This is a genomic window from Halomonas eurihalina, from assembly GCF_008274785.1.
GTDB classification, from domain to species: domain Bacteria; phylum Pseudomonadota; class Gammaproteobacteria; order Pseudomonadales; family Halomonadaceae; genus Halomonas; species Halomonas eurihalina.
In genome coordinates this window covers 170517-189880 of sequence record NZ_VTPU01000004.1, presented here as the reverse complement: position 1 = coordinate 189880, position 19364 = coordinate 170517, and the positions used below count along the sequence as shown (strand labels likewise).

Annotated in this window: 17 protein-coding genes; 6 read left to right on the top strand and 11 right to left on the bottom strand. The window is 65.4% G+C overall.

What is annotated here, in order from left to right:
- Positions 1-22 precede the first annotated feature (22 nt).
- Positions 23-1321 carry a 4-aminobutyrate--2-oxoglutarate transaminase gene (gabT, locus tag FZZ93_RS06115; protein WP_149321443.1) on the top strand — a complete coding sequence of 433 codons (1299 nt, stop codon included), beginning with the start codon at positions 23-25 and terminating at the stop codon, positions 1319-1321.
- A 95-nt stretch (positions 1322-1416) separates the two neighbouring features.
- Here gabT and FZZ93_RS06110 read toward each other — a convergent pair whose 3' ends face one another.
- Positions 1417-1659 carry a GlsB/YeaQ/YmgE family stress response membrane protein gene (locus tag FZZ93_RS06110; protein WP_013332839.1) on the bottom strand — a complete coding sequence of 81 codons (243 nt, stop codon included), beginning with the start codon at positions 1657-1659 and terminating at the stop codon, positions 1417-1419.
- Between the two features lie 51 nt (positions 1660-1710).
- Positions 1711-2262, bottom strand: a complete 552-nt coding sequence (locus tag FZZ93_RS06105; protein WP_149321442.1) for a DUF924 family protein — start codon at positions 2260-2262, stop codon at positions 1711-1713.
- A gap of 261 nt (positions 2263-2523) precedes the next feature.
- Between FZZ93_RS06105 and FZZ93_RS06100 the strand changes: the two genes are divergently transcribed.
- From FZZ93_RS06100 to FZZ93_RS06080, 5 genes are all read left to right on the top strand, one after another.
- Positions 2524-4119 (top strand): solute:sodium symporter family transporter, encoded by a 1596-nt coding sequence (locus FZZ93_RS06100; RefSeq protein WP_149321441.1) that lies wholly within the window; start codon positions 2524-2526, stop codon positions 4117-4119.
- Between the two features lie 196 nt (positions 4120-4315).
- Entirely contained in the window at positions 4316-5335 is a 1020-nt protein-coding gene (locus FZZ93_RS06095) for a GlxA family transcriptional regulator (RefSeq protein WP_149321440.1), read from the top strand.
- Entirely contained in the window at positions 5326-6495 is a 1170-nt protein-coding gene (locus FZZ93_RS06090; protein ID WP_149321439.1) for an MFS transporter, read from the top strand. The genes FZZ93_RS06095 and FZZ93_RS06090 overlap by 10 nt, the downstream gene beginning before the upstream one ends.
- A 27-nt stretch (positions 6496-6522) precedes the next feature.
- Complete coding sequence (locus tag FZZ93_RS06085) at positions 6523-7914, top strand: YcjX family GTP-binding protein (protein ID WP_149321438.1); 1392 nt, start codon at positions 6523-6525, stop codon at positions 7912-7914.
- Positions 7911-8966, top strand: coding sequence for a YcjF family protein (locus FZZ93_RS06080; RefSeq protein ID WP_149321437.1), 1056 nt, complete (start codon positions 7911-7913; stop codon positions 8964-8966). Before FZZ93_RS06085 ends, FZZ93_RS06080 begins: the two co-directional genes overlap by 4 nt.
- A 21-nt stretch (positions 8967-8987) precedes the next feature.
- Here the strand turns inward: FZZ93_RS06080 and FZZ93_RS06075 are convergent, their stop codons facing one another.
- The 9 genes from FZZ93_RS06075 to FZZ93_RS06035 form a co-directional block, all read right to left on the bottom strand.
- Positions 8988-10214, bottom strand: coding sequence for a YbiU family protein (locus tag FZZ93_RS06075; RefSeq protein ID WP_149321436.1), 1227 nt, complete (start codon positions 10212-10214; stop codon positions 8988-8990).
- A gap of 12 nt (positions 10215-10226) precedes the next feature.
- A complete protein-coding gene (locus FZZ93_RS06070; RefSeq protein ID WP_149321435.1) occupies positions 10227-11348 on the bottom strand; it encodes an ABC transporter ATP-binding protein in 1122 nt (373 codons plus the stop codon).
- Positions 11349-11367: 19 nt separating this feature from the next.
- A complete protein-coding gene (locus FZZ93_RS06065; RefSeq protein WP_149321434.1) occupies positions 11368-12246 on the bottom strand; it encodes a carbohydrate ABC transporter permease in 879 nt (292 codons plus the stop codon).
- A complete protein-coding gene (locus tag FZZ93_RS06060) occupies positions 12239-13180 on the bottom strand; it encodes a carbohydrate ABC transporter permease (RefSeq protein WP_149321433.1) in 942 nt (313 codons plus the stop codon). The genes FZZ93_RS06065 and FZZ93_RS06060 overlap by 8 nt, the downstream gene beginning before the upstream one ends.
- 71 nt (positions 13181-13251) lie before the next feature.
- The gene (locus FZZ93_RS06055; RefSeq protein ID WP_149321432.1) at positions 13252-14529 is read right to left on the bottom strand and encodes an ABC transporter substrate-binding protein; all 1278 of its coding nucleotides are present in this window, start codon (positions 14527-14529) and stop codon (positions 13252-13254) included.
- A 295-nt stretch (positions 14530-14824) separates the two neighbouring features.
- A complete protein-coding gene (locus FZZ93_RS06050) occupies positions 14825-16009 on the bottom strand; it encodes an AGE family epimerase/isomerase (RefSeq protein ID WP_149321431.1) in 1185 nt (394 codons plus the stop codon).
- A 129-nt stretch (positions 16010-16138) separates the two neighbouring features.
- Positions 16139-17623 (bottom strand): ATP-binding protein, encoded by a 1485-nt coding sequence (locus tag FZZ93_RS06045; RefSeq protein WP_149321430.1) that lies wholly within the window; start codon positions 17621-17623, stop codon positions 16139-16141.
- Complete coding sequence (locus FZZ93_RS06040) at positions 17620-18345, bottom strand: response regulator (RefSeq protein ID WP_149321429.1); 726 nt, start codon at positions 18343-18345, stop codon at positions 17620-17622. The genes FZZ93_RS06045 and FZZ93_RS06040 overlap by 4 nt, the downstream gene beginning before the upstream one ends.
- 136 nt (positions 18346-18481) lie before the next feature.
- On the bottom strand, positions 18482-19279 hold the full coding sequence (locus tag FZZ93_RS06035) for an HAD family hydrolase (RefSeq protein WP_149321428.1): 798 nt from the start codon (positions 19277-19279) through the stop codon (positions 18482-18484).
- Positions 19280-19364: the final 85 nt, after the last annotated feature.

The window sequence follows — 19364 nt, the reverse complement described above, 5'->3', positions numbered from 1 at the left end:
TTTTCGATCCCAGGAGACAGTCATGAATAACGCCCAGCTCAATGAACTCAAGCAGCGCTATGTCGCCAGCGGCGCCGCCAGCCCCGCTACCGCGTTCGCCGATCGCGCCGAGAACGCCGAGATCTGGGATGCCGACGGCAACCGCTTCATCGATTTCGCCGGTGGCATCGGCGTACTCAACATCGGTCATCGCCATCCCAAGGTGGTCGAGGCCGTCAAGGCACAGTTGGATCGCGTCATGCACACCTGTCAGACGGTGATGCCCTATGAAGGCTACGTGAAGGTGGCCGAGAAGCTCAGCCAGGTGACGCCGGTACGCGGCCATGCCAAGGTCATGCTAGCCAACTCCGGTGCCGAGGCCCTGGAGAATGCCGTCAAGGTCGCGCGTGCCGCCACCGGCAAGAACAACGTGATCTGCTTCGACGGCGGCTATCACGGCCGTACCTTCATGACCATGGCCATGAATGGCAAGGTCGCCCCCTACTCCACCGATTTCGGCAGCATGCCGGGCAATGTCTTCCGCGCGCCCTTCCCCGTGCCCTATCACGGCGTCAGCGAAGACGAAGCCCTGCGCGGCCTGAAGATGACCCTCAAGACCGACGCCAATCCCAAGGACACCGCAGCCATCGTACTCGAGCCGGTGCTTGGTGAAGGCGGCTTCTATCCGGCCCCGCCCAGCTTCCTCAAGGCGATCCGCGAGATCTGCGACGAACACGGCATCCTGATGATCATCGACGAGGTACAGTCCGGCTTCGGCCGTACCGGCAAGCTGTTCGCCATCGAGCACAGCGGCGTCGAGCCCGACATCATGACCATGGCCAAGAGCATGGCAGACGGCATGCCGATCTCCGCCGTGGTCGGCACCGACAAGGTGATGGATGCCTCCGGCGGCAACTCCCTGGGCGGCACCTACACGGGCAGCCCGGTGTCCTGCGCGGCGACCCTGGCGGTGCTCGAGGTCTTCGAGCAGGAAAACATCCTCGAGAAGAGCCAGGCACTGGGCGACAAGCTGGCCGCCCGCTTTGCCACCTGGCAGCGCGATTTCGCCTGCATCGACAATGCCCGCAACATGGGCGCCATGGCCGCCTTCGACGTGGTCGCCGACAAGAGCGCGCATTCCCCGGACGCCGAACTAACCGCAGCGCTGTGCAAGAAAGCCCGCGAGAAGGGCCTGATCCTGCTGTCCTGCGGCATGTACGGCAACACCATCCGGTTCTTGATGCCGGTGACCATCGAGGACGCGATCCTCGAGGAAGGCCTGGACATCATCGAGACCTGCCTGAAGGAACTGGCCGGCCAGCAGAGCGCCGCCACCGCCTGAGCCAAGCTTGGATCTGGCTACCACAGCAAAGCGCCGCCCTGAAGGGCGGCGCTTTTTCACGACAAACAAGCGTCATGCCGGACAAGGTGTCCGCGTCAGGCCTTCTTGACCTTGGCGATGACCCACAGCAGCACCACGGCTCCCACCACAGCGGTCACCAGCGAACCGATGAAACCGCCGGATGACAGCCCGAGCAGGCTGAACAGGAAACCGCCGACCACTGCGCCGACGACTCCCACGCCGATATTGCCCAGCAGCCCGAAGCCGCCGCCACGCATGATGTTGCCGGCAATCCAGCCCGCCAGTCCTCCAATGATCAACCATGCAATGATACTCATGCCGTTCTCCTTTCCGGTTGGTGGCGTCAATGATGGTGCCTTGCCAGGATGTCAGAAGGAAGACCCTGGCTGCTCGAGAAATGCCAACTCTTCGGGTGTCGAGGCTCGTCCCAGGATGGCATTGCGATGCGGATAGCGCCCAAAGCGCTCGAGGATCGCACGATGCCGATGCTCGAACTCCAGGTTGCGCTCCAGACCGGGTTGGTCGAAAAGGCGTAGCGCTTCGTCATGAACGACCCGCGACTCGCTGTGCATGTAAGGCATATAGAGGAAAGCGCGCTCCCCGGGTTCGAGCACTCGATCATCGCCCCGGGCCACGGCTTCCTGGGCCAGGACCAGGGCGACGGGGTCGGCGGCGAAGGCCCGAGGCGTGTCGCGATGGATATTGCGCGAGAACTGATCAAGCACGATCACCTCCGCCAGCCGGCCCTGGGATGTCTCGCGCCACTGCCAAAGCTCGCCGCGCAGCGCCGCTTCCAGTGTATCGGCGAAACGCTCGGCGATCTCGGCATCCAGGGCAGGATCCTTGCGAAACCACTGGGCCGGGCCCAGCGTCTCGAACCAGAACGCCAGTACCCGTCTTGGCTCTTCGTGCGTCATCATTCCGTCATTCCCTGTGTCATGACCGTTCGGCCCGTCATCCAGCTTAGCAGCTCGCCACGCTGGCAAGCGGCGCACTACCAGAAGGTGTCAGCCAATAGGTGCCAGACGAAAGCTATTAGAGGGAAGATACTAGACGAAAGGCGTATGGCATCTGCTTGCACTGCTCATAAACTCCCTGCGTCGCTGTAAATTTACGAAATTTGACTTCGCAAGGCGCGAGCGACACGGCAATAAACCCTGATGTTTACGGAATCCTCTGACATGCATGCCCTGACACTCGCTTCTTTCTTGTTCTTCACGGGTCTGGTGGCCCTTATCACCTGGCGGATCACCCGTCGCGACGATCACAAGAGCGCCAACGGACTCTTCCTGGCCGGTCGCAGCCTGACCTTCCCGCTGATTGCCGGCTCGCTGCTGATGACCAACCTCTCCACCGAACAGATGGTCGGGCTCAACGGCTCCGCCTTCAGCGATGGCCTGAGCGTGATGGCCTGGGAAGTGGTCGCCGTCATCGCCCTGGTGCTGCTGGCACTGTTCTTCCTGCCGCGCTTTTTGCGCAGCGGCATCGCTACCGTGCCGCAGCTGCTGGAGATACGCTTCGACAAGGCTACCCAGCGCATCACCAACGTGATCTTCCTGCTCGCCTATGCGGTGATTCTGCTGCCGATCATCCTCTACTCGGGCGCCATGGGATTACAGGGCATGCTCGATCTGCAGGGGCTGACCGGCATCGAGTCGCCGACGCTGCTGCTGTGGCTGACCGTCTGGCTGGTGGGGCTGATCGGCTCGGTCTATGCCCTGTTCGGCGGCCTGCGTACCGTCGCCGTTTCCGATACGCTCAATGGCATCGGCCTGCTGGTCGGTGGCTTCGTCATCGTCTACTTCGGCCTGCAGGCGATCAGTGATGGCAGCGGCATCATGGCCGGCTGGGATACCCTCAAGCAGACCCATCCCGACAAACTCAACTCTATCGGCGGGTCCGACCAGCAGGTGCCCTTCTTCACCCTGTTCACCGGCGTTTTCTTGATCAACGTCTTCTACTGGACTACCAACCAGCAGATCATCCAGCGTACCTTCGCCGCCAAGAACCTGGCCGAAGGCCAGAAAGGCGTGCTGCTGACCGGCTTCTTCAAGCTGCTCGGCCCCATCTACCTGGTACTGCCAGGCATCATCGCCTACCACCTCTATGCCGATCAGGGTGTCAAGGCCGACGAAGCCTACGGTCACCTGGTGTTCAACGTGCTGCCGCCCTACCTCACCGGCTTCTTCGCCGCCGTGATGGTCGGCGCCATCCTGTCGTCCTTCAACTCGGCTCTGAACAGTACCACCACCCTGTTCAGTCTCGGCTTCTACAAGGGCGTGCTCAACAAGGAAGCCAGCGAGGCCCAGGTCGTACGCGCCAGCAAGATCTTCGGCTGGATCATGGCCGTGATCGCCATGACCATCGCCCCGCTGCTGGCCGGCCAGGAAAGCCTGTTCGGCTACCTGCAGAAGATGAATGCCATCTACTTCATCCCCATTCTGGCGGTGGTACTGGTTGGCCTGCTGACGCGCCGCGTGCCCGCCATGGCCGCCAAGATTGCCCTGGTCGGCGGCTGCCTGCTGATCTTCGCCGGTTACTTCATTCCGCCGTTCGACAAGCTGCCCCAGGTCATCCATGAGTTCCATTTCGTTGGCGCCGTCTTCTTGCTGCTGGTGATCGGCATGCTGATCATCGGCAAGCTGCGCCCCCGCCCCGAGGCCTGGGTCCATCAGGACAGCGGCGCGGTCGATCTCACGCCCTGGAAGGGAGCAGTGCCCGTCGGCATCATCCTGGTGATTCTGGTCGTCATCATGTATGCCGCCTTCGCCGTCTGAGACACGCATCTCGCGTATGACTTCGATGCCCCGCTTCCCTGCGGGGCATCGTTGTTTCAGCATCCCATGTCTCTAACTGCCATGTCGCTAACTGCCATGTCGCTAACCACCATGTCCTTATAAGTGGGATATTGGTCATTGTGGACATTCCAGCCTTCCGCCAGACTCGAGTCATCCTGCTGAGCCTGGAGTTGCCATGACCTCCCCACCGTCCCATGCACGTCGCGTAGTGCTGCTCGCCTATCCCGACTGCCAGGTCCTCGATGTTTCCGGGCCCTGGCAGGTCTTCGCCAGCGCCAACACACTTGCCGGACAGCCACTTTACGAACTGAACCTGGTCGCCCGCGCCCCCGGCACCCTGGTCACCAACGGCGGCCTGGCGATGATGGCCGATCTCGACTGGCAAGGGCTGGAGACACTCGGCGCCCCGGATACCCTGCTGGTCGCCGGCGGCAGTGGCGTCTTTCAGCAGTGCCGACAACGCCACCACATCGATGGGCTGCGCGAGCTCGCTCCCGACATCCGGCGGCTGGGCGCCATCTGCAGCGGTGCCTTCCTGCTGGCGGAAGCAGGGCTACTGGACGACCACCAGGCCACCACCCACTGGCGCCACTGCGACGCCCTGGCCCGAACCTATCCGCGACTCCGCGTCATCCCCGATGCCCTCTACGTGGAAGACAAGGGCCGCTACACCAGCGCCGGCGTCACTGCCGGCATCGATCTAGCCCTTTCGATGGTCGAGGCCGACCACGGTGCCGCCCTTGCGGGTCGCGTCGCCCGCGAGCTGGTGATGTTCCTGCATCGCCCCGGTGGCCAGGCCCAGTTCAGCGAGGCGCTTCTGGGCCAGCAACGCGCCACTGGCCCCTTGCGTGAACTGCTCGACCAGCTGCATGCCGATCCCGCCGCCGATCACGACCTGGAGAGCATGGCGGCGCGCATGTCGGTCACGCCGCGCCATCTGTCGCGGCTGTTTCGGCGTCACCTGGACACCACGCCCGGCGCCTACCTGACTCGCCTGCGACTGGAGGGCGCACGGATGCACCTGCTCAATGCCCGCCCCGCTCCATCGCTCGAACGGCTGGCCGAGCAGTGGCGGTTGGGGCGTGCCGAGCAACTACGGCGCCTCTTCCACCGCCAGTACGGCATCTCGCCATCGGTCTACCGCCAACGCTTCGGCCCCACCACGCTCACCACCGAGGAGGTTCCATGCCCCTGACCGTATCCCTGCTCTCGCTCTGCCAGGCCCTGCTGGTAAGCGGCAACATCCTGCTGATCGCCGTCTCGCCGCTGATCGGCGCCCAGCTCGCCCCGGCCCCGGCCTGGTCCACCGCCCCGGTGGCTACGCAATGGCTGGGCCTGATGTGCGCCACCATTCCGGCCTCCCTGATCATGGCCAGGCTAGGCCGTCGTCGAGGCTTCGTGCTTGGCAACCTGACGGGCATCGCCGGGGCGGCTCTCGCCGTATTGGCTCTGCACACGCAACGCTTCGACCTGTTCCTGGTCGCCACCTGGCTGATCGGCATCGGTATCGGCTTCGGCCAGCTCTATCGCTTCGCCGCCGTCGAAGCCGCGCCCGAGGGCGGTCGCGATCGTGCCATCGGCCTGGTGATGGGCGGCGGCGTATTGGCGGCCTTCTTCGGCCCGTGGCTGGCACGGAACAGCCACAGCCTGGCCGACACCCCCTACCTGGGCAGCTTCATCGGCCTCGGCGTGCTCTATCTCTGTGCCCTGGTGCTGCTGGCCTTCGTGCGCATGCCCGCCGGCACCCACGACACCAGCAGCGGCGAGCAGCGCCCACTGGGCGAGATCGTTCGCCAACCGGTCTTCATGCTGGCAGTCATCAGCGCCATGGTCGGCTACGGGGTAATGAACCTGGCGATGACCGCCACTCCGCTGGCCATGGCCAAGGTCGGCCATGATTTCAATCACGTCTCGACCACCATCCAGTGGCACGTGGTGGCCATGTTCCTGCCGTCCTTCGTGACCGGCCGATTGACGGCCCGCTTCGGCGCCTCACGCATGATCGTCTGCGGCTGCCTGCTGCTGATCGCCAGCGCCCTGACCGCCCAGCTCGATGCCGGATTGGCCGGCTTCCATGCCGGCCTGGTGCTGCTCGGCGTGGGCTGGAACTTCACCTTCCTGCCGGCCACCGGCCTGCTCACCGAAGCGCATGGCCCCGCCGAGAAGGCCCGCACCCAGGCCGCCAACGAATTCCTGGTATTCTCCACCGTGGCCATCACCGCCCTGCTGGCTGGCCCTGCGGTCTCCAGTCTTGGCTGGCCGCTGCTCAATGTGCTGTTGATCCCGATGTGCGCCGTGCCGCTGGTACTGCTCGGTCTTGCCTTCCGCGTCCATCGCCCACAAATTAGAGGCTGACGACATGGACGCCAGGCGGACCCTTGAATGCCCCAGGATTTGACACGTGAGCTGCAGGACCTGATCGAACGCGGCCGTGACCGACAGCTACGCCTGGCGGTCACCGGGCTTTCACGCGCCGGCAAGACGGCCTTTCTCACCTCGCTGGTCGACCAGCTGCGACACGCAGGCCTCGAGGCGCGGCTCGACCTGCTCAGCGCTGCCCGCGAACAGCGTCTGCTCGGCGCCCAGCGTGTAGCCCAGCAGGACCTCGGCGTGCCGCGCTTTCCCTACGACCAGGCCATGCAATCCCTCGGTGCGGACCCGCCGAACTGGCCGACGCCGACCCGCGGCATCAGCGAGTTGCGCCTGAAGATCCGCTACCGCCGTGCCCATGCCAACTGGTGGCGCGGCAACACCGCCGAACTGACGCTCGACCTGTTCGATTATCCCGGCGAATGGCTGCTCGACCTGCCGTTGCTCGATCATGACTTTGCCAGTTGGAGTCGCACGCAATGCGAGGGCAACGGCCCCGCCCGACGCGCCCTGTTCGCCGACTGGCATGCCGCCATCGCGGATCTCGACCCGGCCAGCGAGGTCGATGAGGCATATCTCGCCGAACTGGCCGAACACTACGCCGAGGGGCTGCGTGCCGCCCGCGAGGCCGGCTTCTCCGACCTGCAGCCCGGCCGCTTCCTGCTGCCCGGCGAGCTGGCCGGAGCCCCGGTACTACAATTCTTCCCCCTGCCCGGCCTCGACGCCTGGACAGCCGAGGCTCTGGCGGCCCTGCCCGACACCAGCCTATACACCACCCTGGCGCGGCGCTTCGCCTACTATCAGCAGCACATCGTGCGGCCCTTCTACCGGGATCATTTCCGCCGCTTCGACCGCCAGATCGTGCTCGTCGATGTCCTCGGGGCGCTCAATGCCGGTCCGGAGCGCTTCGAGGATCTCTCACGCGCCCTGTCGCGCCTGATGCAGAGCTTCGACTACGGCCAGCGCAGCCTGCTGTCGCGATTGTTCACACCGCGCATCGACCGTCTGGCCATTGCCGCCACCAAGGCCGACCATGTCACTCCCGAGCAGCATGTGCGCCTGGTGGCATTGCTTGAGGCCCTGCTGGTCGAGCCGCTCAAGGACCTGCGCTTCGCCAACGTGCCCGTCAAGGCGTTCTCCCTGGCCTCGGTACGCGCCACCGAGGTCCGCGAGGTCACCCAGCATGGGCGCGCGACGCCGGCCCTGCGCGGCACCGACATGAATGGCGAGAGCGTGCTGACCTTCCCCGGCGAGGTGCCAACGCGCCTGCCCAATGCCGATTTCTGGTCGCGCCAGGGCTTCAATTTCACGACCTTTCGCCCCCTGCCACGCGAGCCCGGCCCACTGCCGCACATTCGCATGGACGCCGCCCTCGACTGGCTGATCGGAGACAAGTTGACATGAATGACGCTCCACGCCAGGACACGCCGGATCCCCGGCCAGGCCAGCGATTTGATTCCCGGGCGCCCTCTCGCGAGCCGGACCCCGCGCCGGCCCATCGCTTCGAAAGTGACCTGTCGAGCCGCGCCCTGGCCCCGAACAACGAGTCGGATGCCCCTGGACAGCCGGACCCGGCGGTGCACCTCGGCCGCCCTCGCAAACGCCGCTGGGGGCTGCTAGGCGTGCTCACCGGCGCGCTGGGCCTGGGAGCCGCCGAATTCATCACCGGCCTGCCCACCAGCCTGGCCAGCGGCGACTGGCTGACCACCGGCTGGCAATTGCTCGGCCTCGCCGCCGTGGGGCTCGGCGGCCTGGCGATCCTGCGCGAGCTCTGGCGACTGCGCCGCCTCGGCCGGCACGATCGCCTGCGCGAGGCGTTGGCACGGCTGCCCGAGTGCTCGCCCGAACAAGCCATGGCGTTGGCTCGTCACCTCAAGACCCAACTCGACCTGCATGACGACCACCCCCACTGGCAGGCCTTTCTCGCCTCGCGCGAGCCGCATCACGACGGTCAGGATCTCGCCCCATTGCTGGCCCATCACCTGCTCGCCCCGCGCGACCGCGAGGCACGGCGGCTGATATCGCGCATGAGCGGCGAGACCGCCGTCATGGTGGCGGTCAGCCCACTGACCCTGGTCGACATGGGCCTGGTCGCCTGGCGCCACCTGGCCATGATCGACCGGCTGTGCCGACTCTACGGGCTGGAGCTCGGCTATGCCGCCCGGATTAGCCTGCTGCGCGATGTTTTCCGTCAGATGGCCTTCGCCGGCGCCACGGAACTGGCCAGCGACGCCAGCATGCAGATGCTCTCGCTGGATCTCGCCGGCCGGCTTTCCACCCGGGCCGCCCAGGGCCTCGGCGTCGGCCTTCTGGGGGCACGGCTCGGGCTGCGCACCCAGCGCCTGACCCGGCCGCTGGCCTTCGATGAGGCCGAACGGCCCCGCCTCAACGACCTGCGCCGCGATCTCTGGCAGCAACTGCGCCGCCTCGAGAACAAGGACAAGCGCCCGTCCTGAGGCATCCAGGCCGCAGGCGCTTCACCCGCCCATCTGCTGGCGGCCCAGTTCGCCAAGATCCGCCGGCCGAGCGCGGCCGGTGAAGTCGACCTCGAAGTCGTCCGGCGCGAAATCGGGCGGCGTGCGCCCTTCGATGAAGGCCTGCCACTGGCCCGGCAGGTAGGCCGCGTTCTTGTCGCACCAGGGCGCGGCCCCAATGTACATGACGTTGCTGTCGTACTCGCCTGTGTGCTCGGGATCCACGGCATGCACCACATCACAGTGCCACCAGATGGTGTCGCCGGGATCGAGATCGGGAATCGGCGTCAGCGCTTCCAGCAGCGGCGCGTGCCAATGGGGATCGATCGACAGCGCGCGACCGGGCCGGGCACCGCACAGCTCATCCTCCGGCACATCGTCCTGCAAGGCCCGCAACAACAGATAGCTCATCACATTGGCGATGGGAATCAGGTTCAGGGTGCCGGCGCCCGAGCGTTGCGGTGTCAGCGCCGTCCAACCCTGGAAGGTGCGGAACATCGAACATACCGCCGGCGAAGCGATCTCGCGCACCTGAGTACGCCCCAGAGCCGCGAAGGGGTCGAAGCGCTCGGGCACCCCGCGAAAGACATGGCGATAGACGTAGCGGAAGCCGTCGTCGAGCCAGCGCTCCACGGAGCCCCCATCGACGTGCGGCGACAGCCCCAGGCTTCCTGAGCCCGGTGGTCGGCGGCGCAGCCGGTCGACATAGCAGGCCAGATGACCGGCATCGAATTCTTCGCCGGCATCCCACAGGCGATTGAGAAATACCTGGACGTCGCGCAACCGCCCGTCCTGGCGCGCCTGCACCTGGGGCGGCGACCAGTAGACACCGTAGATCTGCGGCTTGCCCTGCTCGAGTTCACCGAAATAGGGGTCGTCGGCGGCATTCGCCAGACGCTGCATGAAGTGATTTCGCTCGAGGTAATCACCGATCTGCGCGTTCCAGCGCTGCGCTCGCTCGACCGGGAAGACCCCGGCGACAGCGCAGGCGCCACGCTGGCGAATGTGCTGCCGCTCGACCTCGGAGAGCCGCCCGGCAATGAGGTCATCGGCCGCGAAGCGGGGAATCGGATGCTCGCCGGCGGCGCGCTCCGCCTGGATGCGTTCGACCTGCGCCAGGATGTCATCTCGGGCACGCTCGAAGGCGTCGCGGTAATGGGGCAGGTCGCGCTTCAGGCGCCGCTTGGTCTCGCGAATCGTCTCGGAAAGCTCAGGGAATTCCTGTGTCATGGCGGTTTCTCCTCAGGCCAGGCGAGCGTCGGTGTCGGCATCGAACAGCACGGCGCGTCGCATGTCGACACGCAGTCCGAGCCGTTCGTCCGGTGCGACCTGGCAGTCCGGGCCCACCCGGGCGGTGATCTCCGTATCGCCAAGCGGCAGGCGCAGCAGGATATCGGCACCGGTGGGCTCGACCACGCTGACCCTGGCCGAGAGCGGCGTGCCCTCGGCCCGATCGCCCAGGCGGGTATCTTCCTCGGCGAAGTGCTCGGGGCGCAGGCCGAGCGTCACTGTCTGCCCGAGGCGCTCGGCCAAGGCCGGTGTCTCGCGCGATGTCGGCCACGGTAGCGTCAGTGCCGCCTCACCCTCGGTGGCGATATGCAATCGATACGCCCCGGGCTCGCCCGCCAGTTCCGCCTCGATGAAGTTCATCGACGGCGAGCCCATGAAGCCCGCCACGTACTTGTCCACCGGGTTGTTGTAGACCTCGTCTGGCGTACCCAGCTGCAGAATCCGACCATCGCGCATCACGGCGATGCTGTCGGCCAGGGTCATGGCTTCGATCTGGTCGTGGGTCACATAGACGATGGTGGTGCCAAGCCGTTGATGAAGCTTCTTGATCTCGGTGCGCATCTCGACGCGCAACTTGGCATCCAGGTTGGAAAGCGGCTCGTCGAAGAGATAGATCTGCGGTTCCCGCGCCAGGGCGCGCCCCATGGCCACGCGCTGACGCTGGCCGCCGGAAAGCTGCGCCGGCTTGCGATCCAGCAGGTGCGAGATCTGCAGCAGGTCGGCGACCCGTTCCACGGCGGCCTCGCGCTCGGCCCTGGGCACCTTGCGCATTTCCAGGCCGAAGGCAATGTTGCCGCGCACCGTCATGCTCGGATATAGCGCATAGGACTGAAAGACCATGGCAATGTCGCGCTCGGCGGGGGTTCGCCAGGTGATGTCGTCGCCGCCGACCAGGATGCGCCCCGACGTGACCGGCTCCAGGCCGGCGATGGCATTCATCAGGGTCGACTTGCCGCACCCTGAAGGCCCCACCAGGATCAGGAACTCCCCGGAGTCGATAGCCAGGCTGACCTCCTCGAGCACCCGGGTCGTACCGAAATCCTTGCAGACATTGTCGATTTCCAGAGCTGACATGGCGAATTACCTCGCGTTGTTATCCTTTTACCGAACCGGCGGTAAGCCCCCGGACGAAATACTTGCCGGCCAGCACATAGACCACCAGGGTCGGCAGCGCGGCGATCATCGCCGCGGCCATGTCGACGTTGTATTCCTTCACGCCGGTGGAGGTGTTGACCAGATTGTTGAGTGCCACCGTCACCGGCTGGGTGTCGTGCCCGGAAAATGCCACGCCGAACAGGAAGTCGTTCCAGATCTGGGTGAACTGCCAGATCACCGAGACCACGATGATCGGCTTGGACACCGGCAGCAGGATTCGCCAGAAGATACGGAAGAAGCCCGCGCCGTCGAGCTTGGCCGCCGAGACCAGCTCGTCGGGGATCGAGACGTAGAAGTTGCGGAAGAACAGCGTGGTAAAGGCGATGCCGAATACCACATGCACGAATATCAGACCGGCCCGCGAACTCGACAGCCCCAGCCAGCCCAAAGTCTGGGCCATGGGCAGCAGGATGACCTGAAACGGTATGAAGCAGCCGAACAGCATCATCGCGAACACCAGTTCGGCCCCCTTGAAGCGCCACTTGGTCAGGGCGTAGCCGTTCAGGGCACCAATCAGGGTGGCGATGATCACGGCGGGAATCACGATGGCGAAGGAGTTCCAGAAGTAACCGCTCACCCCATCGCAGCGCATGCCGGTGCAGGCCGATCCCCAGGCCTTCAGCCAGGGGGCCAGCGTCGGGTTCTCGGGCAAGGCCAGCAGGCTGCCGGCACCGATCTCGCCGAGGGGCTTGATGGAGGTCAGTACCATTACCGCCAGTGGCAGCAGGTACCAGAGCGCCGCCACGAGCAGCGTCAGGTGGAGCATCAGGCGCCAGACACGCGCCGCCGGGGTCCGGGATCGAATCACGTTATCCATGTCGACGGCTCCGCAATTCCGAATAGAGATAAGGCACCAGGATCGCCAGCACGCCTCCCAGCATCAGGATGGCACTGGCCGAGCCCATGCCGATCTGGGCGCGGGTGAAGGCATGGGCGTACATGAAGGTCGCCGGCAGATCCGAAGAATAGCCCGGCCCGCCGCCGGTCAGCGCCACCACCAGGTCGAAGCTCTTGATGGCGATGTGCGAGAGGATCATCACCGCGCTGAACACCACGGGACGCAGGCAAGGCATCACCACCCGCCAGTAGACGCGAGGCAGGCTGGCCCCATCGAGCTGGGCGGCCTTGAGGATGCTGTCGTCGATGCCGCGCAGCCCGGCCAGAAACAGCGCCATGACGAAGCCCGAGGCCTGCCATACCGCCGCGATGACCAGGGTGTAGACGGCCATGTCCGGGTCCACCAGCCAGTCGAAGGTGAAGGACTCGAATCCCCAGCCACGCACCATGGCCTGGATACCGAGACCGGGATTGAGCAGCCATTTCCACACCACCCCGGTGACGATGAACGACAGCGCCATGGGATACAGGTAGAGAGTACGCAGCATGCCCTCGCGACGGATGCGCTGATCGAGCAGGATCGCCAGCCCCGCCCCCAGTACCAGGCACAGGCCAACGAAGAGCACACCGAACACGCCGAGGTTGGTGGCCGCCACCCACCAGCGTTCATTGTTCATCAGTCGCGCATATTGGGCGAAGCCGACGAAGTCGTAGCTCGGCAGCATGCGCGAATCGGTCAGGGAGAGGACGAAGGTCCACAGCATGAAGCCATAGACAAAGCACAGCGAGATCACCACGGACGGCGCCAGCACCAGTTTGGGCAACCAGGCCTGGAGATGACCGGTCACGCTGGGACGCGAGACCGGCGCGCCGACAGGCCGCGCCGCCTCCCCGGGAGTCGAAACGGATTTCATAGGGCTACCTCAAGGGCTAGCTCAGGCTCGAGAAGAATACGGCACCCGCTCCGGCGGGCGCCGCATGGACATCACATGGCCAGCTTGGCGGCCTGCCCCAGCCGCTCGGCGGCTTGTTCGGCGGTCATGTCGCTCGAGTTGAAGTAGTTGGTGATGATGTCGAAGAAGGCACCCTGCACATCGCTGCGCATGGCCATCCGATGCGCCATGCTGGGCACCAGGGTGTCGGCGTCACGCGCCGCCTGGAAGGCTTCCATGGAGCGCTTGGCGCAACTGTCGAAGCCGCTCATGTCGAGATCGGGACGCGCCGGGATCGAGCCCTTGATCTGGTTGAAGGTCTTCTGGAAATCCGGCTCCAGGATCAGCCGAGCCAGGGTCTGCTGGGCCTGCCGCGCGGACTCGTCGTCGAGCTGAAACATGGCGAAGCTGTCGATATTGAAGGTAAAGGCATCCTCGGTGCCCGGTACCGGCGCACAGACATAATCCTCGCCGGCCTGCATCTCGGCGGCGGTAAATTCGCCCTTGGCCCAGTCGCCCATGATCTGCATGGCGGCCTCGCCGTCGATCACCATGCCGGTGGCCTGGTTCCAGTCGCGCCCCGGCATGCCCTCGTCCATCAGCTCGCGCAGGCGCTTGAAGGTGGTCAGCGCCTCGATCATGGTGTCGCTCTGCAGCGTCTGTTCATCGAGGTCGACGAAGGCGCGACGATAGAAATCGCTGCCGCCGAGGCTCAGCACCACACTCTCGAAGGTGGTGGCATCCTGCCAGGGCTGCCCGCCATGGGCCAACGGCACGTATCCCGCTTCGCGCAGCGTCTCGCCGGCGGCGAACAACTCGTCCCAGGTGGTCGGCATCTCGACGCCAGCATCATCGAGCACCTCGGGATTGGCCCACAGCCAATTGACGCGGTGCACGTTCACCGGCACCGCCACATAATGGCCGTCGTGACGCATCATGTCGGACACCACCTCGGGCAACAGCTCGTCCCAGTTGCCTTCTTCGGCTACATCGTCGAGGTTGCCGAGTAGGCCCAACTCGCCCCACTCCTGGATCTCCGGCCCGTTGATCTGCGCGGCCGCCGGCGGGTTGCCGGACATGGCGCGCGACTTGAGTACCGTCATGGCGCTGTCGCCGGCACCACCGGCCACGGCGAAGTCCTTCCATTCATGGCCCTCCGCCTCGAGCAGGTCGCGCAATTCGCCCACCGCCTTGGCCTCCCCGCCGGAGGTCCACCAGTGCAGAACTTCGACCTCGCCGGCCTGAGCCTGCCCGGCGGCGCCCAGGGCGCCGGCCACGGCCAGCCCCAGCAGGGTGTGGCGGAGTGGAGAGAATCGCATCAATGCGCGCATAGGACGTGCCTCCTGAATTGTTGTTGTCATGCGCCGCCGAAGCGGCTCCCATCACGCTAGCGCACTCCTCCGTCCCGGGGGATTACCAAGTACTGAATAGTGTTGCCGAACTATTGCAATGCCGAAACAATGTTACAGACCGGTAACATAACTCCTCGCCAGCAAGGCCCAAGGTTATTGCAGACAGGGGGGTCGCTCGGAGCTGATCCGCCGACAAGCCTGCGAGGATACCTCCCTGTACGCTACCGACGCCTTCACTGGCGTCGGACCTCCTCTTCGGCTTGTCCCCGGCCCCCTAGCGGTATGGCCTCGCCTTCAATGCTGCCATGGCGTCCTGACAAGCCCCCATGGTGTGATAATCCACCTTGCCCGCCGGGCTCTTGATGTCGGAATAGCGGTGATTGTCGGCATCGAGCAGTCGATACCAGGCGCCGTGACGATGATCGATCATGTGCTGCCAACTGAAGTCCCAGAGCCGTCGATACCAGCGCCAGTAGATATCGCGGCCGGTCCGCTCGCCCAGCATGGCCGCCGCGGCGAAACTCTCGGCCTGCACCCAGAAGTACTTGTCGGCGTCGCTGATCCGCCCGTCCAGGTCGAGCCCGTAGACCAGGCCCCCCGTCTGCGGATGCCAGCCGGCCCCCACGCCACTCGAGAACAGGCGCTCGGCGGTGGGCAACAGCCAGGCCTCGGGCCGGTATCGCTCGAGCATGACCAGCAACTTGGCCCATTCGGTCTGGTGCCCCACCTGATAGCCCCAGGGGCGGAACAGGTGGCTCGGGTCGTCACGGTTGTAATCCAGGTCACGACGCCATTGGGCATCGTAGTGCTCCCAGATCCAGCCATGTTCATGGTCGCGATTGGCGCCGACGATGGCCCGGGCGATGGTCATCGCCTGGGTCAGGAAGCCCGCGTCTCCGGTGGCCTCGTAAGCCGAGATCAGCGCCTCGCAGGCATGCATGTTGGCGTTCTGGCCTCGATAGCCAGACACGCGCCACTGGCGGTCGGCCTCGTCGGCGAAACGCCCGTGCTGCGGTTCCCAGAACCGCCGCTGCAGCATGGCGTGAGTCGCGTAGAGGCCCTGCCGTGCCCCGGGCACATCGACCTTGAGCGCTTCGCCGTAGGCCAGCAACACGAAGGCCAGCCCGTAGCAGTGGTTGGTGTCGTCCTCCACCTCGCCGTTCGACAGGGTCCAGGCGTAGCCTTGATAGGCCGTCTGGAAATGGGCCCGTTCCAGGTAGTCGAGCCCGTGCCGCGCCCAGTGGCGATACTCCGGCTCGCCGCTGTGCCGCGCGAAGCGGGCATAAGTCACCACGTAGCGGGCGCTCGACACCAGGTGGCGATGGCGTCGGTCGAGGATGGCACCATCGTCGCGCAGGTAATGAAAGAAGCCACCCTGCGGGTCGATGGCGCGCGGGTGGTAGAACGCCATGGTCTTGCGCACATGGGCATCGAGGAAGTCGGGATCGAAGATGTTCACGAGGCTCTCCCTACGAATGAGGTCAAGGACAGGGAATGGGATCAAGGACCGGGACCGATACCTTCCGGCATGCCGATCCACTGTACGGCTCGGCGACGATGTCGCCATCTTTGCTGATGTTGCAAAGTATTACAGCGTTTCAGGGTCTGCCCTGGGCAACGTCAGGCTCACCACCAGTCCACCCTCGGGGTGATTGTCCAGCGCCAGCCGGCCGCCGTGGGCCTGGATGATATGCCGGGCAATGCCCATCCCCAGGCCGCTGCCACCGGTATGGCGACTGCGCGACGGCTCGAGCCGCACAAAGGGCGAGAAGACTCGCTCGCGCTGCGCCGCCTCGATGCCGGGGCCATGATCGCGGATCGTCATCTGCAGGCTGTCCGGCGTATCCTCGAGCCGCACCTCGGCGCGCTGGCCATAGAAGATGGCATTCTCCAGCAGGTTGGTCAGGCAGCGCTTGAAGGCCAGCGGCTTGACGGCCACTGGCGCGCCCTTCCCTATCACCCGCACTTCGCCGCCCTGCAATGCCATCTCCCCGGCCAGTTCATCGCACAGGGCGAGCGGCTCGATCATCTCGACCTCTTCGTGCATGTCGAGGCCCTTGACCGAATCCAGCGCGCCCCGGACCAGTTGATCCAGTTCGTCCAGAGAAGCGCAGAAACGCTCGCGAAGTACCGGATCGTCGAGCATTTCGGCACGCAGGCGCAGGCGGGTGATGGGCGTCTTCAGATCGTGGGAAATCGCCGAGAAGAGCCGTTCGCGTTCCTCCACCTGATGCTGGATGCGCCGCTGCATGCGGTTGAAGGCGATGGCCGTCGCCGCCACCTCGCGGGGCCCTCCTTCACTGAGCGGCGGACTGTCGAGATCATCGCCCAGCCGGCGAGCGGCCCGCGACAGTCGCGCCAGGGTTCGGGTGGCACTGCGAATGCCGAGCCACGACAGGCCGATGACCGTCAGCAGCACCATCAACGCCACGAACAGCCGGTCACCGGACAGCCAGCCGCCGTCATGGAAGACATCCGACACCGGCAGCAGCGTGGCGACATACAGCCACTGGCCGCGCTCCAGCGGCAGTTGTATCACCAGGATTGGCTGCGAGAGCGGCGCACTCATCAGGCTATGCTGCCCCCAGCGCGGCGGCATGTCGTGCAGCAACACCTCGTTGTTGAGCAAGCGCAGGGTATCGGGCCGGGTAAAGGTTACCTCGGCGTCCGTCACGCCGATTTCATCGCGCAGCACATCGTGAAAGTTGTCGATCACCAGCGCCTTCGCCGGCCCTTCACCGATATCGTTCATCTCGATACGGTGGTCGTTGACACTGACGAAGAAGCGCGTACCGCCCATGTCGCGTAGCTGGTCGAGCACAATATGGCGATAGTCATACGGCAGGGAGCGAAAGAAGCGCACCGTGGAGGCGACGCTGTAGGCGATATTGCGCGATAGTTCGTCGAGCCGGGCGAGCTGGCCATCGCGCGCCTGGGCCGTCCAGATGGCGTAGCTGGCGAGCTGCGCGCCCAGCACTCCGACCACCATGATCAACAGGAAACGGCCACGCAGGGAGCGCGGCAGCAGCCGTGCCAATGAACGTCGCCAGTGTCGCCTGGTGGCACGCCTCACGCGATCGCATCCACCCGGGCCGCCAGCACATAGCCCATGCCACGCACCGTGCGAATCAGCTGCGAGTGCTGGGCGTCTTCACCCAGCCGTTGGCGCAGCCGGCAGACATGCACGTCGATGGAACGATCCAGCGGCGGCGCCGGACGCCCACGGGTCAGGTCGAACAGGGCCTCCCGCGAGAGCACCTGCTCGGCATGCTCGAGGAAGACCTGCAGCAGCGAGAAATCGGCCCCCGACAGGGCACTACGTGCGCCACGCTCGTCGATCAGCTCACGCGTCACGCGGTCCAGACGCCAGTCGCCGAAGGCCACGATTCGGGCCATCTCCGGGCCGGCCGAGTCGCCGCGGGGCCGGCAACGGCGCAATACCGCCTTGACCCGCGCCAGCAGCTCGCGGGGATTGAAGGGCTTGCCCAGATAGTCATCGGCACCGAGCTCCAGCCCGAGGATCCGATCGGTCTCGTCGGGGCTGGCGGTCAACATGATGATCGGTACCTCGCTGTCCCGGCGTACCTCGCGGCAAATGGCAAAGCCATCGTCGCCGGGCAGCATCAAGTCGACGATCAACAGGTCGGGACGCTCGGTAGCAAGCAAGGCACGCAACGCCTCCGCGTCCTCAGCCATCAGGGCACGGTAACCGTGGCGCGTCAGGTAATCGGCGAGCAGGTCGCGGATCTCCGGATCATCGTCGACCACGACCAGGGTGGCGGCAGGAGTCGTCATCGGCACTGTCACCGGCAGCGGTGGCGCTCAATGAGCGCCGTGTCGAACATCATCATGCTCGATACTCTAGGCCCCTCCCCACACGCTGGCGATACCACCAAGGTGGCAACAGCGGACAACGCCGGCCCCGGAGCTCCTAGAGCGCGAAGCGCTCGATCAGGCGTTGCGCCACGGCAGCCTGGTCGTGGGAACCGATGCGCAACGCACCGGGCACCGCTTCCATCAAGGCCGGGTGGGCATTGCCCATCACGTGGGCCTCGCCGACCAGATCGAGCATCTCGATGTCGTTGCGATTGTCGCCGAAGGCCAGGCAGCGCTCGGCCGGGATCTCCAGTTGCGCCAGCAAGGCGGTCAGCGCCGTGCCCTTGTTGACCCCGCCGGCCATGATCTCCAGCGAGTTGTCCATGGAGTAGGTAATGTGCAGCTCCCTCTCCGCGCGACGTCGCGCCTGTTGCTCCAGTTCGCCGAGCATGGCGGGCTCACCGATGTAGAGCACCTTGCCCACGCCCTCGCCATCCAAGCCGTCGAGTTCGGCCACCCGATAGCCGAAGCCAGTATGCGTATGCAAGGCCAGCAACTCAGGCGCCGGCGCATCGATCAGCCATTCATCGTCATGATAGAGGTTGAGTCGCACCGCCTCGGGGCGCGGCAACCGGATCAGCTCGCGCGCCAGCCCGCTCGGCAGGTGGCGCGCCTCGATCAGCCGGCCATCCGGCGCATGGGTATAGGCCCCGTTGGTGCTGATGATGTGGGCCTCGATGCCGAGACGATCGCGAAATGCCAGGATGTCGCGATAATGTCGACCGGAGGCCAGCACGATGCGATGCCCCTGCCCCGCCAGGGCGCGCAGGGTATCGACCGTCACATCCGCCAGGGCGTGATCGGCGCCGAGCAGGGTTCCGTCGAGATCCGTGACAATCAGGTGAGCCGTCATGCGTTGTCCCTCACACGATGAATGAGCCGCCAGTCTAACAGCCCGTCCAGGGCGAAGCCCCGAACGGGATGACTGGCGTTTGCCG